We start from the raw sequence: 17,055 nt of genomic DNA, 5'->3' as shown, positions 1-17,055 counted from the left end.
CACTATACATCTGAGTATATTTTTGTCAGTCACAGCAGCACTCAGCAATGGTCAACAATCAACTAAATTCCACTAGACGGCGTATAAGTGCTGGAAACAAGAAAGTGTAGTATACAGGGCTGTATCTGACAGCATAAGTCTGTTTGATGAGCTTTTTTTGTCTTTCCTAAATTCAATTAGCAAGATTTTAATCTGACTTAGGGTACACTTTCTATTTTATACTTTATGGTTAGTCCTTTGATATTTGAAATATTCTTATGCTTAATAATCTCATTATTGAGACTATTGAACAATGCCTGTTTTTTGTCCCCTTTGAAAATTTTGATAATTTAGAGCGAAGCCTAGTACAGCAGGGCGGAAGTCATATCATGTCCGGCTAAAGACTCATCATTTAGACCGCAGTTCTTGGTGGGGCAAGAGGCTTTTACGATTTTTGCACAGATCCGGTAATCATAAGTGATTCACCAGACTTGATATCAAAAGTCAAAACTTTTGTATATCAAGGCTTTTGGAAGTTTTAAAATGGTAGCTTGATTTTTGCCCTGTACTAGTGCAATTAGGTAGAAGCCAGGGAGCAAAGGGCAAGCCCCATACACAAATGTAGAGGCTTGAGCTTTGAGGCATTGCGCCTGTTTCCGAGAGGCGATCGCATTTGTTGTAACCAATATAGCCACCAATTTTTCAACAATTGATAACTAAAGTTATTGGCACTGTTTTAAAGCAAAAATGTATTTTTATTTCCTTTGCTCCTCCGGTTTTTGCTCAAAGACCTATAACATACTTTTGCCACTCTGTATGCAGTCCACTCTTAAGATGTTTGCTGACCTCAAAATAGAGGCTGCTATAAGGTTGGCGAGGAGGATGACGTAAAGGCATGTGAGCTTCATGGGGAGTGCGACTGCCTTTTTTTACATTGCAACGCACACAAGCGGTGACAATGTTCTCCCAGCTATCGCCTCCGCCGCGCGATCGCGGTATTACATGGTCTAGGGTCAACTCATCCCCTGTATAATTACAGTATTGACACGCATGACCGTCACGGTGCAAGATATTTCGGCGAGTCAGAGGAATTTCTTTATAAGGAACACGCACGTAATGACGCAAACGGATCACGGTCGGCAACGGAAAATCCGAGTATAGGAATTTACCGTTGTGTTCCACGCGTTCTGCTTTGCCTTTGATTAACAGAACGACAGCGCGACGCCAACTCGTTATATTGAGAGGTTCGTAAGAGGCGTTTAAGACTAAAACCTTCCCCATTTATCTTGCGCTCAGGGTATTAGCTTTACATAAATGTTAACACAAATACACCCGGCTAAGAGATGAGAATAAATTATACTTTCAAGAGAATTCGGCAATTAAGTTATGATTTAGAACTTTAAAAGTCAGAAGTGGTTCTGGTGCTGCCAACTCATAATTCTTAACTTTTAGTTTACTACCGTAATATCTTGTATCAATTCTAAGATGAAGGTTACACTTCCTATTTAATCTGATCTCGCTTTAGTAAGCATGGATAGATAACTTGGAAGTTTAGCCGTGGTGGGATAGGAGTCAGCACAAATGTTAAGTCGCAAACAAACCCCTGGTGTAGTTCCTAATCAGCAGTGCGACACCTATGAGTGGTTTTCGCAACGAGCTTGGGTAGAAATTGACTTAGGAGCGTTGTCGGACAATGTACAGCAATTGGTGGAGTTTTTATCGCCGCATACTGAGTTGATGGCAGTAGTAAAAGCTGATGCCTATGGACATGGAGCGGTGACAGTCGCCCAAACTGCAATCGAATCGGGAGCTAGTTGGCTGGGAGTAGCTACAGTTCCAGAAGCGATTCAATTGCGAGAAGGGGGGATTGAAGCGCCCATTTTGATTTTAGGAGCAACTCATACACCAGAGCAGATTCATGCGATCGCACATTGGAAACTTCAGCCCACACTCTGTAGCCCTAAACAAGCTTTAGTATTTTCCGACACTCTAGAATCGATGAATTATGGTTTTCCAGTCCCCGTACACATCAAATTAGACACGGGAATGTCTAGGCTGGGTACTAATTGGCAGCAAGCTGGTGAATTTGTGCAATTAGTGCAGCGCTTACCACATCTATCTATTGCCAGTATTTATTCTCATTTGGCAACCGCAGATGATCCTGATACTACGGCAATGGAAGAACAGCATAGACGATTTGAGGAAGCGATCGCTCAAATAAAAGCAATGGGAATTGAGCCACCCTGCTTACATTTGGCAAACTCAGCTGCTGCACTGACAAATCCGGCATTGCACTACGACATTGTGCGAGTAGGTTTAGCAGTTTACGGACTCTACCCAGCAACCCATTTACAAAATGCGATCGATCTCAAGCCGGTTTTGCAACTTAAAGCAAGAGTCACCCAAGTTAAAACAATTGCCGCAGGAACAGCTGTTAGTTACGGGCATAAATTTATTGCCCCGCGTGAACTTTGCCTCGCCGTCGTCGGAATTGGCTATGCTGACGGTGTGCCTCGTAATCTTTCCAACAAAATGCAAGTGTTAATTCGCGGTCAGCGAGTTTCGCAAATCGGGACAATTACAATGGATCAGTTGATGCTGGATGTGAGTGCTATACCCAATATCCAAGAAGGAGAAGTAGTCACCTTGCTAGGGGAACAGGGAAAAGAAAAAATTTCAGCAGACGATTGGGCAGAACAACTAAACACTATTTCTTGGGAAATTCTCTGTGGGTTTAAGCATCGTCTGCCTCGTGTTGCGATTATGTAATGGGGCATTGGACATTGAAAAGAGGCAGAGGGGAAAACTTTTCTCCCTTGCTCCCCATTCCCTATTCTCAAAAATAATTTCTTATGGTATGATAGTAAACTGATGCGGATGTGGCGGAATTGGCAGACGCGCTAGATTTAGGTTCTAGTTCCGAAAGGAGTGAAGGTTCAAGTCCTTTCATCCGCACTTTTTATAAATTGAATTCTCTTATCTAGGCTGGTAGTGATACTTGAGTTAAAAGTTCAGGTATAGTTACCAGCCTATTTAAATATTGCCTAAATAGGACTTACGCATAAGAGATCCTGCCAATATCTTGATAAATCTTCGCTTCGTTGCTATCCCGCCTTGGAATAAATTCCAAAGCTAATAGCTAAAGTCCTCTCAAGAGGACTAAATATAAGATTTTAAGCGATGTAAATAGCGATACTCAATAACAGTGAAAATTTTAGTCCACTTGAGTGGACTTGAGCTATTAGCCCAGAACTTCAGTTCTGGGCGGGATACCGATTAAAAATATCTTCAGCCAGCATCCGTTTCAAATATAAAAAACGTGGATTTAATAACCTACTACTTTCTTTCGTAGGTAGAGTGCGTTAGGAACGTAACGCACCGCACCATTCCGAGTAGTTTCGGTGCGTTACGCTGTCGCTACAAAAGATAAGTTTTGTATTCTGTTTTATCTACGTTTTTAAGTGTAAATATTAAAAAATAAATTTATTATTATCAATAAATCAGTATTATTACTGTGGTCAAGTTGAAGTTACTAGAAGGAAAGTGGCTTCATATAGCCTTTACTTGCTTAAAAACTAGATTTAACTTCAGTGTAAATACATAAATCCAAATATATCACTATCTACAAAATCAGTATTATTCCTGTGGTCAGATTGGGGTTACTCAATGGAAAGTGGCTTCATCTAGTCTTGACATTTTTATGTCTTATTCTCCAACAATGCCTGTAAATCTCAGTAACAGAAAGTAAATTAATCATAATTTACCGATTTACTGAGATTTGATCGTTTGAAAATAACGCTGTTTTCGTTGAGTTTCACCACAAAGTCTAGAAATAAGCTGATGTACTTAAAAATACAAAAAATTGATGCTTTTTACTCGATGTCAATTGTGGAATAACTCTATACGAATTTAGTTTACACGTATCGAATTTAGCTGAAGTAAAAGCAAAATGAGTACAACTCCTATAGGTAGCTACAAGTTGTTCCAGAAACTACATCCGCTATCTCTGTTGGCACAATTAACCAGTCGGCGTGCTACAGGGTGCTTAAATATATTTACTGGAATAGTTTCTTGGTCAATTTATCTAGAGGACGGCAAACTTACTTATGCCTCCTATTCAGATAAACTGTTTGAGCGGCTTGACAGTCACTTGCGACGCTTGAGCCAGCAAATTCCTGCTCTCAACAGCGCCACTCGTGTGCAGATGCGGCTGATGTTTGAGACAAAAAATGAACAGCAATCAATACCCAATGCAGATTACCAAGCTATTTGTTGGTTGGTGAATCAGGATTATATTACTTCTGTGCAAGCAGCAAGCCTGATAGACGAATTAGCAAAAGAAGTACTGGAATCATTTCTGTGTTTAAAAGAAGGTAGCTATGAATTTAGCCCAGAAAGCTCTTTAGATGAACTACCAAAGTTCTGTCGCCTAGATTTGCGGTTACTTGTTGAACACTGTCAAAAGCAGTTACGAAATCGGCAAAATATTCAGTCATCAATTCCGGCTGGTGGGGGTTCCCAAGTTTTGTCTAGAATACAACCGTCTCAAACTCAGCCACAACTGCAAATAAAACTTGGGCAGAAGTTACCGATTCCAATCAATTTTGATATTGCTGAAAATCATAAAACTACTCAGCCAATTGTTGGCAAAAAACTATATACAATTGCCTGCATTGATGACAGCCAAACAGTTTTGAATTCCATCAAACACTTTTTGGATGAAAACACATTTTCAGTTGTGATGGTTAACGATCCTGTGAAGGCTTTAATGCAAATTCTTCGGAGCAAACCCGATCTGATTTTGCTAGATGTTGAAATGCCAAGTTTAGATGGCTATGAGCTATGTTCTTTATTACGAAAACATTCAGCTTTTAAACATACACCTATTATTATGGTGACTGGGAGAACGGGATTTATAGACAGGGCAAAGGCGAAGATGGTTAGGTCATCAGGCTATTTGACTAAGCCTTTTACACAATCAGAATTGCTAAAAATGGTTTTTAAACATCTTGGTTAATTTATGAGTTACGAATTAGGAAGCTATTAACAAGCTATGCTAATTAAATTCTTAATTCTGACTCCTGACTCCTGAATGCTATCTAATAAAAAATGCTAATATGTTTAATTTATTTTTTTAGGAGATTTATATAGTGAGTCTGACTTTACTTGGCACAATTCTGATTGTAGAAGATTCTCCCAGTGAATTGGAATTGATGAGCCATTATCTGAAAGAAAGTGGTTACAACGTAATTAAAGCAAGTGGTGCAAAAGAAGGTTTAGAAAAAGCTGTGTTAGAAAAACCAGATGCGATCGTTACTGATGTAGTAATGCCAGAAATGAGCGGATTTGAATTGTGTCGTTATCTCAGAAGAAATCCGATTACTGCAAAAGTGCCAATTGTAGTTTGTAGTTCCAAAAATCAAGAAATTGACCGTTTATGGGCGATGAGACAAGGTGCAGATGCCTACATAACTAAGCCTTACACCCGCGAACATCTGCTACGTACTATTAAATCAGTGGTAATTTGAACCAATGACTAGTATAAACATTACACTTCCTTCAAAAGAAACCCAAAATAATTTAGCAGACGGTTATCTGAAGTTTCAGCTAAATCAACAGACTGCTGCTGTTTTATCAATGAAACATACGCAAGAAGCAATTCTTGTACCGATTGAATCTGTAACCTCAATGCCTAATATGCCCTCCTGTATATTAGGATTAATGAATTGGCGGAGTCGAATAATTTGGGTTGTTGATTTGCCAAGAATGCTCAATTTAGAATCCTTAGATTATCGACTGCGACAATACAGTGCGATCGTTATCCAAGTGGAATCATTGGTGTTAGGTTTAGTTGTGCAAGAAATAAAAGGTACGATTAAGTTTATCTCTGATGATATTCATTCTCCTATAGGACAAGTGGCATCTAGTTTAGTTCCTTATTTATCTGGGTGCGTTGTGCAACAAGAAGAAATCTTACTAGTATTAGATGCTCAGGCAATTGTGCAGTCTTCTATTCTCCGCAGTGATTAGGGTGTATTACTAAAAAAGATTTTTAGTGTTCTTATTCACATAGTTAGGAGAATTACTTTTATGTTTAATAAAACCAATGCGAATCAAGGTAGTGGCGCTCAAAATAGAGCATCACTGATTTCATCCCAAAAAATAAGTGGTAGTGGCATAAAGCTACCAGCTAAAACTACTAGTGAAACGGCTAATAATTCTTTGCAAAATCAGGCTATTACCTCTTTTACAAAACTCGGATTGGCTAAAAAAGCGACTATTTTAGCGATCGCAATCGGTATAATACCAGTATTGGGCATCGGCGCGATCGCTTTTAGCTTTGCCAACAAATCGATTACTAAGCAAATTACCCAATCTCAACAAGCTGAAGCGATTGGTTTAAGTGATAAAGTTAACCGTTTCATGTTGGGGCGATACGGCGATATTCAGATAATATCAAGTTTGCTTTTTTTGACAAGTCCACAAGCCAGTCTAAGTATTACTACTGAAGATAAACAAGCAGTCCTAGATCGAGTTGTCGAAGCCTACAAAGTTTACGACAGCGTTGCTGTTTTTAATCGCCAAGGTAACTTGATTGTCCAATCCACAGGCGAACCCCTGGAGAACCAAAAAGACCGCACTTACTTTCAAGAGGCTTTACAAAAAGATACTCCTGTCATCAGTAAACCTGAAGCAGCAAAGAATACTGGTGTAGTAAGTATTTATATAGCTGCACCTGTGAAAGAGACAAGGACAGGCCAAACCATTGGTGTGGTAAGGGCGCGGATGCCCGTAAAATCTTTAGAGGAAGTCATCAAAAACTACGTAGCAAATGGACAACAATACCATTTGCTCGATGCTTCAGGAAAAGTTTTCTTGAGTCCACAAAAGGAATTATTAGGAAAAGAGGCAAAAGGAGAGTATTCTAGTTTACCTAAACTGGTAGCAGCCAATAAGGTAGATAGTTTTATAGAAGTTCCTAAAACTTACAAAAAAGAAGAACTAGTCAGCTACGTACCAGCCAGTAAGTTAGATGGCTTATCAGATTTAAACTGGCAAGTACTTTTATCCACAGACACAGCAATTGTATTTGAGCCACAAAGACAATTGTTGTGGATTATAACTATTGGCACAGCAGTTACAGCATTAATTGTAGGTGCGATCGCATCTCGGTTAGCTAAACTTACTACACAACCAATTTTAAATGCGACTACGGCCTTAGCAAAGCTTGGTCAAGGTAAATTTAATACCCGTCTGGAAATCGAAAGAGAAGACGAATTAGGGCTATTGAGTGCAAATATCAACCAGATGGCCGAACAATTGCAGGTCTTAGTTAAGGAACAAGAACTAGACGTTGAAGGGGCAAAATTACTAACAAATATTACCCTACGAATTCGGAGAAGCCTCAAAACTGAAGATATTTATCACGTAGCAGTAAAAGAAGTTCAGCGATCGCTAAAAACAGACAGGGTAATCATTTATAGTCTAAATCAAAATACTGGCAATGGCGTTGTCGTTGCTGAATCGGTAACTGATAATTGGCCGGAAATGCTCGGAGTGAAAATTGACGATCCTTATTTTCGGGAACGTTATGTAGAAACCAATCAGTATGGACAGGTGCAAGCAATTACAAACATTCATCAAGACCAAAGCTTGAAAAATGCCACCGGTTACATGCAACTTTTAGAAAAATTTGCTGTCAAAGGTAATTTGATCGTACCAATTCTTGCCCAAGGACAGCTTTTATCCTTATTAATTGCTCATCAGTGCGAAACTCCTCGTGTTTGGAAACAGCCGGAAATTGACTTGTTTCAACAGATAGCAACTCAAATCGGCTATGCCTTAGAACAAGCCAAGTTATTAGAAGAGATCCAATCTAGGAATGTTACAGTAATCGGTTCTGACGAAGAACGGCATCAAAAAGAAACACTGCAACAGCAACTTTTAGAACTACTCAACAACGTAGAAGGTGCAGCCAGAGGCGACTTGACAGTACGTGCAGACGTAACGGCTGGGGAAATAGGCACTGTTGCCGACTTTTTCAACTCCATTGTAGAAAGCCTCCGGGATATTGTTACCCAAGTTCAACAAGCTGCCACCCACGTTAATAGTGCCATTGGCTCTAACGAAGGAGCCATTCGCCACTTAGCAGAGGAAGCACTCACCCAAGCTGCCGAAATCAACCGCACCCTCGATGCTGTTGACCAAATGACCCAATCCATGCAAGCGGTAGCCGAAAGCGCCGAAAAAGCTGCTTTCGTTGCCAATCATGCGGCTCACACCGCTACTAAGAGTGGACATGCGATGGATTTAACAGTACAAAACATCCTGTCTTTGCGGAAAACTGTGGGTGAAACTGCTAAGAAAGTGAAACGTTTGGGAGAATCTTCGCAACAAATTTCTCGCGTGGTTTCCTTAATTAACCAAATCGCTATTCAAACTAATTTGCTTGCCATTAACGCAGGTATTGAAGCAGCGCGTGCGGGTGAAGAAGGTCAAGGTTTTGCCGTAGTGGCTGAAGAAGTTGGCGAACTAGCAGTTAGAAGTGCCGCAGCAACCCAAGAAATTGAACAAATTGTTGAAAATATTCAACGAGAAACCAGTGAAGTGGTACAAGCGATGGAAATAGGCACTAATCAAGTGGTAGAAGGAACTCGAATTGTGGAGGAGGCGAAACAAAGTCTGAGTGAAATTTTGGATGTATCGCGTGAAATTGACTCCTTAGTGCAGTCGATTTCCACTGCAACTGCATCTCAGGTTGAAACATCGCAAAGTGTTAGCCAATTGATGAAAGATATCGCTGCTGTATCACAACGCACCAGCGATTCTTCTCGTCAAGTCTCCGAATCTCTGCAACAAACTGTGGAGATTTCCCATCAGTTGCAAGAGACTGTCGAGGCTTTTAAAGTTAGTTAATTGTCATTTGTTATTTTTCATTTGTCATTTGTCATTTGCTAGTGACCAATGACTTTTATTCTTTGTCCGTTGTCCAAAGTCCAAAGTCCAATTACTAATGACCAATGACTAATGACTAATGACCAATGACTAATGATCAATGACCAATGACTAAGGACAAAAACCATGTTACAAGACAAAGAATTAGAAATCCAGATGCAGTTTCTGGAAGAAGCAACTGATTACTTAAATACCTTAGAAGGGGTATTACTAGAAATCGATACTAGTAACCGCATCGATTTAGATAAAATCAATGCTGCACTCCGGGCTGCTCATTCTATCAAAGGTGGCGCGGGGATGATGGGATTTAAATCGTTAAGTCATTTAGCTCATCGTTTGGAGGATTCCTTTAAAGTTTTAAAAACTAAAAAAAATTCTCTCGAAATTGATACTCAGTTGCAAAGTTTATTGCTATCTGGAGTTGACTGGTTGCGTCAGATTGTAGAATTGCTTGCAGAAGGAAACGTTGTCGAAGATCAGTGGTTGGCAACCTTTTGTTACCCAATTTTTGATGAGTTGCACGATCGCTTGGGTGACCCCACCCCTGAGGATGCTTCAACCATGCTATCCCCAGAAGATGGCCAAGATGTTATCCCTTTGCTGTTTGGCACAGAAGTACAAGAGTGTTTACAGCGTCTAGAATTTATATTGGCAGATAGCGAACAGCCCGGATTGCATGAAGAAGTTGTGATCATGGCGGCTGAATTGGGCGGTTTGGGTGAAATGCTCCAGTTGGCTGATTTTACCAAGCTTTGTGAGTCAGTAACGCAGCAATTAGAAACTGTTAGTAGTTCGCGCATTCCTGAAATTGCTCGGTTAGCATTGCTTGCATGGCGGCGATCGCAAGCTTTGGTGCTGACAAATCAATTAGATAATTTGCCTACAGAACTTGACTTCAATAGTAGTTATACGCAATCCCAGCCACTATTACCAGCAGAAATAATACCACATATTGCCACAGACACAGAAGTAGTGTCAACATCTGTTTGGCAACCAGAAAACATTAGAGAAAATTGGACTAATGATGAAGCGTTGGCGCAGCCTGGCGCAGGTATCGCTGCTAATTTTACATTTGTAGATGTAGAATTTGCCAATGATGTTAATGCTGTCAATGTCACTGAACATAATACAATATTTTCTCGAGAAAATAATTCTCCAGATGCTAAATTTGGCGAAGGTAAAGGGGAGCAAAATGGGGTTGCTAAAGAGCGAGAAACTCATGAAAATAGTGTCCGAGTCCCCAGCAAACAACTAGAGCAAATTAATGATTTATTTGGCGAGTTGATTGTTCAGCGAAATGGTTTAAACTCGCAATTAGAAAGATTACGCAAACTTGTTCGGAACTTAAACCAGCGAGTCCAAGTTCTCGACCGCGAAAACCAGGAATTACGTATAGTCTATGACAAAATTTCTACTCAAGCTGTGGTGCAAGTTGAAAATAGCCAACAAACACAAGGTATAGAGAGAGAATTTGATACTTTAGAAATGGATCGCTATAACGATTTAAACCTGCGATCGCAGGAAGTTATGGAAACCATTGTTCAAGTACAGGAAGTTACAACTGATGTGCAACTCAGTGTAGATGATACAGACCAAATTGCTCGGAAACTAAACAAAACATCCAAACAGTTACAAACAAAGCTAAATCACATCCGAATGCGGCCTTTGTCCGATTTAATTGAGCGTTTTCCTAGAGCCTTGCGCGATTTAAATGTAGAATATGGGAAAAATGTCCAGTTAAAAATTCAAGGTGGCAATACTTTAATTGAACGGAGCATTTTAGAAGCATTAAACGAACCTTTGATGCATCTGGTAAGAAACGCTTTCGATCATGGTATTGAAGACTCTACCACCCGCCGCCTTCTGGATAAACCAGAACAAGGATTGATTGAAATTACAGCTACTCACCGCAGCAATCGCACCCTGATTACTATCCGAGACGATGGTTGGGGCATTTCTCTGGAGAAAATTCGCATCCGCGCCTTAGCTATGGGATTGGATGCTTCTCTACTCGCTAATGCTAGTGATGAAGAACTATTATCACTAATTTTTGAACCAGGTTTTACCACCTCCGAACAAGTGACAGCATTATCTGGTCGCGGTGTCGGTATGGATGTGGTTCGTAACAACCTTAAACTGATTCGAGGAGATGTGAAAGTTGATACGGAACCAGGAGTTGGTACTACCTTCACCTTATCAGTACCATTTACCCTTTCCGTGGCGCGAGTTCTGCTGGTAGAAATCAACAAAATGCTATTGGCATTTCCTACAGATGTCATTTCAGAAATATCCTTACTCCAAGACGAGCAAGTTTTCCAAATGGCAGGTAGCGAAGTTCTAAATTGGCAAGGAAACATGCTACCACTGATTCGCCTGACTCAATATTTAGAGTTTAATTGCCTGCGCTACGAGCGCTCAGAATTAGAAGCTCCGGCAGCAATTAATGCTAATAGCGTCTTAGTCGTTAAAGGTAATAATCAGCCAGTAGCAATTCAAATAGACCGTTGCTGGGGTGAACAGGAAGTTGCTATTCGCCAAGTGGAGGGAAATATAGCTTTACCTGAAGGCTTTAGCAACTGCACAATTCTCGGTGATGGTCGAGTAGTGCCACTAGTTAATATTAATGAGTTGCTGTATTGGATTGCTACAAATCGCCAGACTCATAAAGGTACTCAATTACCATCAGCAAGGTTAAAAACACCGTTCCTGATATTTGATGAAGACAAAATATCAGCAGCTTCTGTTAAACAGAAAGGCACAATTTTGATTGTAGATGATTCGATTAATGTTCGCCGCTTTTTAGCGCTGACCCTGGAAAAAGGAGGGTATCAAGTAGAGCAAGCTAAAGACGGTCAAGATGCCTTAGAAAAACTTTATAGTGGATTGAAAGTTGAGGCAGTAATTTGTGATATCGAAATGCCTCGCCTTGATGGTTATGGTTTTTTAGGTAAGATAAATTCAGATGTTGATACAAAAAATATTCCAGTTGCGATGCTGACTTCTCGTAGTAGCAATAAACATCGGCAATTGGCGATGCAATTAGGGGCGCGGGCTTACTTTTCTAAACCTTATAACGAGCAAGAATTACTCCAAACTCTGGAGGAAATAATTCGTAATGTAGCAGAAAAGGGCGCGTCTAATTGAACATGAATTCGACGGTTAGACGTGAGTGTATTTGCTTGGGAACGGATTCCTTTTGATGCAAATGGGGAAATTGAAAATACCTTTGGTATTTATCCTGATTGGACAATTGAAATTCTTTCACCAGAACAGAATACAACCAAGGTAATTATAAATATTCTTCACTGTCTAAAACATGGCACTCGATTAGGATAGTTAATCGATCCAGATCAACGCTTAGTATTAGTATTTTTGCCAGGACAGCAACCTATAGAGATAACTGGGGATGAAGTATTACCTGTACCTGAATTTTTGCAACTTAATTTAACAGTTACACAGGTTTTTGCATGGCTGAAACAAACGAAAATTAGTACATAAAGATGATTAATATTAAGTTAGAAAATGTAAGATCGTGTTTGCTAAATTAGCCATAATAAAGAACCCCACCCCCAACCCCTCCCCGCAAGCGAGGAGGGGAGACAAAGCAGAGTTTTGGAGGGGTGGGCTTCTCCGGGTTTAATAAGTAATCAACCCGACATAAGATAAGACTAATATCTCAGAATTTTTTAATTTTGACAAATTAATCCAAGGAGTTTTAGATGACAAAAAACAATAGAAAAAAGACTGTCTCTCAAGCTATTTCCACAGCTGTTGCTTTGGGTTGGGTAATAATGCAAGTGGAATCAGCACAAGCTGCTACCTTAACGGTTAACAATCTTAATGATAGTGGCGTTGGCTCGTTGCGAGACACTATTAACATGGCAACTAGCAATGACGTGGTATTCTTATTGGGAAGTCATCCCAGTACAATTAACCTGACAAGTGGCGCACTTGCCATACCTGCGACGGGCTACGCCTACGCTAAAAATCTAACTATTAATGGCCCAGGTGCTAACTTACTTACCATCAGCAGCAATAATCACTTCCCGGTGTTTGACATTAGCGCCGCCAATGTTACATTTTCTGGGCTAGCGATCGCTGGTAATTTCAATGCTGACAATTCTAGTAACCTAGCCTTTATCAATAGCACTGTTAGCGGCGACAATTTTAAGATAGATAGTAACTTAAGACTTATCAATAGCACTATCAGCAGCAACAATATTGAGATTAATGCTAATGATGTAACGCTCACTGATAATAGTCAACTAGTTAGCAGCGACAATATTAAGATTAATGCTAATGATGTGACGCTCACTGATCATAGTCAACTCGTTAGCAGCAACAATACTGAGATTAATGCTAGTAAACTGATTATCCAAGATCATAGTAACATCGGGACTCACAACGGCATCACCAACAACGGTACTTTAAGTATCTCTACTGCTAATCTTGGCTTAAATAATGACGGGCAAATTAATGCTGGTGATAACAATAATTCAGGAGCAGGAGGCAGTATAACTGTTACAGCTAGTGACGCTATAACTATTACAGGGAGTGATGTTTTACCGACAAGAGTACCCGAACTAAGCGCGATCGCTGGTGGTAGCAATCATTCAGGAGCAGGAGGCGAAATAAGTATTACAGCCACTACTCTTATATTGAACCCCGGTAGTTTTATATCGAAACCAGTACCCGAACCAGGTGCGATCGCTGGTGGTAACATTAATTCAATAAGAGGAGGTAACATAACTCTTACAATCCCTGACCTTCTTATATTGAAACCAGTCCGCAAACCAAGCGCGATCGCTGATGATAGCAATAATTCAGGACTAGGAGGTAACATAACTATCTCAGCCCCTAATGGTTTTATTATATCGAAACCAGTACCCGAACCTAGCGCGATCGCTGGTAGTATCCTTGCTTGTAGTCTGGCTTGGCTGGCGAAGAGAAATTTTGCAGCATTTCACAAGGCGAAGGCATAAATCAGCAAATACTTTAAAACTGTGGAGGCTGACACAAGCCAACCTCCACAAAATTTAGTCTGATGATTGGTGTAAATCCTGAATCAATTTTCTAGAAATAAAATATTTCTGGAACCTTTATCAAGCCTCAACTTTTACACCTTTCCAAAAAGCCACATAACCCTCAATATTTTTAGCCTTCTCCTTGGCGGTGGGATAGTACCAAGCAGCATCTTTATTAATTTGTCCATCAACGTCGATACTGTAGTAGCTAGCGACACCTTTCCAAGGACAAGTACTGTGGGTATTACTGTCTGTGAAGTATTGCTTGTTAATGGTGTCAGCAGGGAAATAATGGTTGTTTTCCACAACTACGGTATTATCGCTTTCAGCTAAAACTGCGCCATTCCAAATTGCTTTCGGCATAAGTGTGTTTGCAAATAAACTATACACTTAACATTTTGACACTATCAGCTTACCTTAAGCTGATAAGAGTGAAATAGGCGATCGCCTGACCCTCTGCGAGCATCCCAATTTTGGCTTAAATCTTTTCCCTCACCCCCAACCCCTCTCCCATTTTTGGGAGAGGGGAGACATAATTCTAGTTCTCCCTCTCCCAAATGATGGGATTCGGGGTTAGGGGATGAGGGCTATCAAGGTTTTTGTTTTTGCACCTGAGGGGATGCTCCCGACCCTCTCAACAGAAAAAACAGCGTAGCCATCGCCTCACTTAACTATCGGGTAAAATTTTGCATTTGAGCCACAGATAAGGCAATACGGTTCGGATAAGACAATTTGTCTATCGATAACGCTTGTAGAGACGAAGAAAAGCAACGTCTCTACACACCAACAATTTGATTGGGCGAAATCACTGCGTCGGCAATTTTGGGTGTGTAGTTGAGTACTTTGCTACGACTCCAGAAATTTCCGGGTTGTAAAGTCTCAAATAATTCCAGTAGTTGCCAAATACTTGCCGCACATAATTTTTGGTTTCATCAAAGGGAATTTGTTCAACAAACTCATCTGGATCTTTTGTAGTTAGAGTTTGCAGCCATTTGGAGACATTACCGGGGCCAGCATTGTAACTGGCGATCGCTAACAGCGAGTTATTGTTATATTGATCGTGGGTATGACCCAAATACCATGTACCCAGCATGATGTTATCGTTGGGATTTTCTAGGTTTATGGTTTTGAAATCCACCTTGATTTGTGGAGCGATCCATTTAGCTGTACTCGGCAACACCTGCATTAAACCAGTAGCATCAGCGACGGATTTGATTTTTGGTTCAAACCGTGACTCTTGACGCATCAGAGCAGTTACTAGCAGAGGATTAAGTTTACGCTCAATAGACCATTTTTGAATTTCTCGCAGATAGGGAAATGGATAACGCGCTTGCCAATAGCTAATCTGTTTACTCAGAGCCTGATATTGGGCAACTTCTGCTGGTATTTCCCGGTCTTCCAATTTAGAAATTTTATCAATTCCGATGAGATTTTCTCCCTTTGCCTGCCGCACCAACCCTTCAGTAAATTGCTCTGCTACAGTTGGCTGAATTTTATTTTGAAATTCTGTCTGCCATTGTAACCAGGCATCGCGGTCAAGACCTAGCAGATACAATTCTTTGAAAGTCTCAGAACCAGCAGGCGGTACTGGACGCTCTTGTGTGATTACTTCCGGGTTCATCACGCGCACGTTGTCAAAGTTGCCAACATTCAACCCCAGCATCGTTGCGGCTCGCCATGCATAGTATGAGTATGGAAACTGGCTAATCACATACTTATAAGCAGTTTGAGATTCTTGCTGTTTGCCTAGTGAAGCTGCCCATTTCCCTACCCAAAAACCTGCTCTTGGAGCCAAAATACTGTTAGGGTTGTTGTTGACAATTGGTTCTGCCCATTGCCAAGCACCGACATAATCTTTGGCATTGGCTTTACCTTGGGCAATTTTCCAACGATACTCTGCCGCTTCGTCAGAATTGCCGTATTTGGCTATGAGTAATTGCCAAGTCTGGCTAACTGACTTTTGATCGTTGAGAGATTGCAGAGTTTTAGCTTTTTGTACAAGTGCAGTACCAGCTTGTTTGGGAAATTTACTAATTACCTGCTCAAGATAAGCTAAGCCGTCTTTAGGTGTTTTTGCGGTTTCTGCTAACCGTAGTAGTGCAGTTCCAGTTTCTTCGGTATTAGGAAATTGCTGTACTAGTTGTTTATAAATGGCGTAGGCGTAGCCCGCCGCAGGCATCGCCTTTTCTTTATCTTTGCCCCCTATCTGTAACCCCCGTGCGGTACGGTAGAGGTTACGCGATGTTTTGGGTGCATTGACATAAGCATTCGCGGCTTTGAGAAATTGACTATTTTCCCAATAGCTTGTACCAATGAGTTCCCAGTCTTCGGGTTTTAGGCTAGGCTGTTTTACTAGCTGATCCAAAACGCCGACTATGCCAGGTTGGTCATAGGCATATTTAGCCAAAATCAATTGTAATTGTGGCTGATTGGGATTTTCTTGCAAGCGTTTACGAATAATTTCCCAAGTTAGAGGGTTGGAAGGAAATTGAGCGATCGCTATTTCTTGTTGCTTCGGTTGGGCAATCAAATATAGTGCTTTGACTGTGGCCGCTTCTTTGGGATACAGTTTCAGCACACTTTGCCTCAGATCCGAGGCTTTGCCGTCTTTCCCCAGCATATCCTGTGCCTGCGCCTGTTTCAGTAAAATATAGGGCGCGAGGAGCCGATAGTCTTTATCTAGCCCGTCTAGTAAAACCAGCGCTTTTTGCGCTTGGGTTCTTTCAATGTAATCACTCGCCAAAAGATAACGAGCGCGATTTCGGTCTGGCGAAGGCGACTGTCCGGCAATTTCTGCTAGTTTTGCCGCCCGTTCTGGCAGAGATTGTGATACCAGTGGAAAGACGGCTGATTGAGCAATGCTACCCTCTGATGTTTGCTCTGTTTGATTCTGACTCAGTTTGAGCCATTTACCCAGTGACTTGCCAATCTGAGGTGCTGATACCATTGCCCCAGCTAAAAAGGCAAACAGTGCCGCACCCACAATTATCGAAATTTGCTTTTTCTGTAGTTTCTTCAGCATGAATACCCGCTGAAAAGTTCCGATGAATTTCTTGAAACTTTAACACTCTTAACCATCAGTGTTACCAATTTTTTA

At 40.8% G+C, this 17,055-nt stretch carries 12 protein-coding genes and 1 tRNA gene; 9 read left to right on the top strand and 4 right to left on the bottom strand.

Annotated elements, in window-relative coordinates:
- Positions 1-476: 476 nt before the first annotated feature.
- Both V7K32_RS01625 and V7K32_RS01620 read right to left on the bottom strand, forming a co-directional pair.
- Complete coding sequence (locus tag V7K32_RS01625; protein ID WP_334989723.1) at positions 477-674, bottom strand: hypothetical protein; 198 nt, start codon at positions 672-674, stop codon at positions 477-479.
- Between the two features lie 88 nt (positions 675-762).
- Positions 763-1,260, bottom strand: a complete 498-nt coding sequence (locus tag V7K32_RS01620; protein WP_334876376.1) for an HNH endonuclease — start codon at positions 1,258-1,260, stop codon at positions 763-765.
- Between the two features lie 300 nt (positions 1,261-1,560).
- Between V7K32_RS01620 and alr the strand changes: the two genes are divergently transcribed.
- The 9 genes from alr to V7K32_RS01575 all read left to right on the top strand — a co-directional run bounded on the left by alr (position 1,561) and on the right by V7K32_RS01575 (position 13,916).
- Positions 1,561-2,748 (top strand): alanine racemase, encoded by a 1,188-nt coding sequence (gene alr, locus V7K32_RS01615; protein WP_334989721.1) that lies wholly within the window; start codon positions 1,561-1,563, stop codon positions 2,746-2,748.
- Positions 2,749-2,852: 104 nt separating this feature from the next.
- Positions 2,853-2,934 (top strand) — tRNA-Leu (locus V7K32_RS01610).
- Between the two features lie 994 nt (positions 2,935-3,928).
- Entirely contained in the window at positions 3,929-4,996 is a 1,068-nt protein-coding gene (locus V7K32_RS01605) for a response regulator (RefSeq protein WP_334989719.1), read from the top strand.
- Between the two features lie 133 nt (positions 4,997-5,129).
- A complete protein-coding gene (locus tag V7K32_RS01600) occupies positions 5,130-5,507 on the top strand; it encodes a response regulator transcription factor (RefSeq protein WP_190890190.1) in 378 nt (125 codons plus the stop codon).
- 4 nt (positions 5,508-5,511) lie between these two features.
- Complete coding sequence (locus V7K32_RS01595) at positions 5,512-6,009, top strand: chemotaxis protein CheW (RefSeq protein ID WP_334989717.1); 498 nt, start codon at positions 5,512-5,514, stop codon at positions 6,007-6,009.
- 60 nt (positions 6,010-6,069) lie between these two features.
- The gene (locus V7K32_RS01590) at positions 6,070-8,895 is read left to right on the top strand and encodes a methyl-accepting chemotaxis protein (RefSeq protein ID WP_334989715.1); all 2,826 of its coding nucleotides are present in this window, start codon (positions 6,070-6,072) and stop codon (positions 8,893-8,895) included.
- Positions 8,896-9,060: 165 nt separating this feature from the next.
- On the top strand, positions 9,061-12,078 hold the full coding sequence (locus tag V7K32_RS01585) for a hybrid sensor histidine kinase/response regulator (protein ID WP_334989713.1): 3,018 nt from the start codon (positions 9,061-9,063) through the stop codon (positions 12,076-12,078).
- Positions 12,079-12,099: 21 nt separating this feature from the next.
- The gene (locus tag V7K32_RS01580) at positions 12,100-12,270 is read left to right on the top strand and encodes a Uma2 family endonuclease (protein WP_334989711.1); all 171 of its coding nucleotides are present in this window, start codon (positions 12,100-12,102) and stop codon (positions 12,268-12,270) included.
- Positions 12,271-12,653: 383 nt separating this feature from the next.
- Positions 12,654-13,916, top strand: a complete 1,263-nt coding sequence (locus tag V7K32_RS01575) for a hypothetical protein (protein WP_334989709.1) — start codon at positions 12,654-12,656, stop codon at positions 13,914-13,916.
- Positions 13,917-14,036: 120 nt separating this feature from the next.
- Here V7K32_RS01575 and V7K32_RS01570 read toward each other — a convergent pair whose 3' ends face one another.
- Complete coding sequence (locus V7K32_RS01570) at positions 14,037-14,321, bottom strand: DUF427 domain-containing protein (protein ID WP_334989707.1); 285 nt, start codon at positions 14,319-14,321, stop codon at positions 14,037-14,039.
- Positions 14,322-14,763: 442 nt separating this feature from the next.
- Positions 14,764-16,980, bottom strand: a complete 2,217-nt coding sequence (locus tag V7K32_RS01565) for a lytic transglycosylase domain-containing protein (RefSeq protein ID WP_334989705.1) — start codon at positions 16,978-16,980, stop codon at positions 14,764-14,766.
- Between the last annotated feature and the right edge of the window lie 75 nt (positions 16,981-17,055).

Origin of the sequence: Nostoc sp. (genome assembly GCF_036917635.1) — a bacterium.
Classification (GTDB): domain Bacteria; phylum Cyanobacteriota; class Cyanobacteriia; order Cyanobacteriales; family Nostocaceae; genus Nostoc.
Note: the sequence above shows the minus strand (reverse complement) of the source record. Positions and strands in the feature narration are given on the sequence as shown.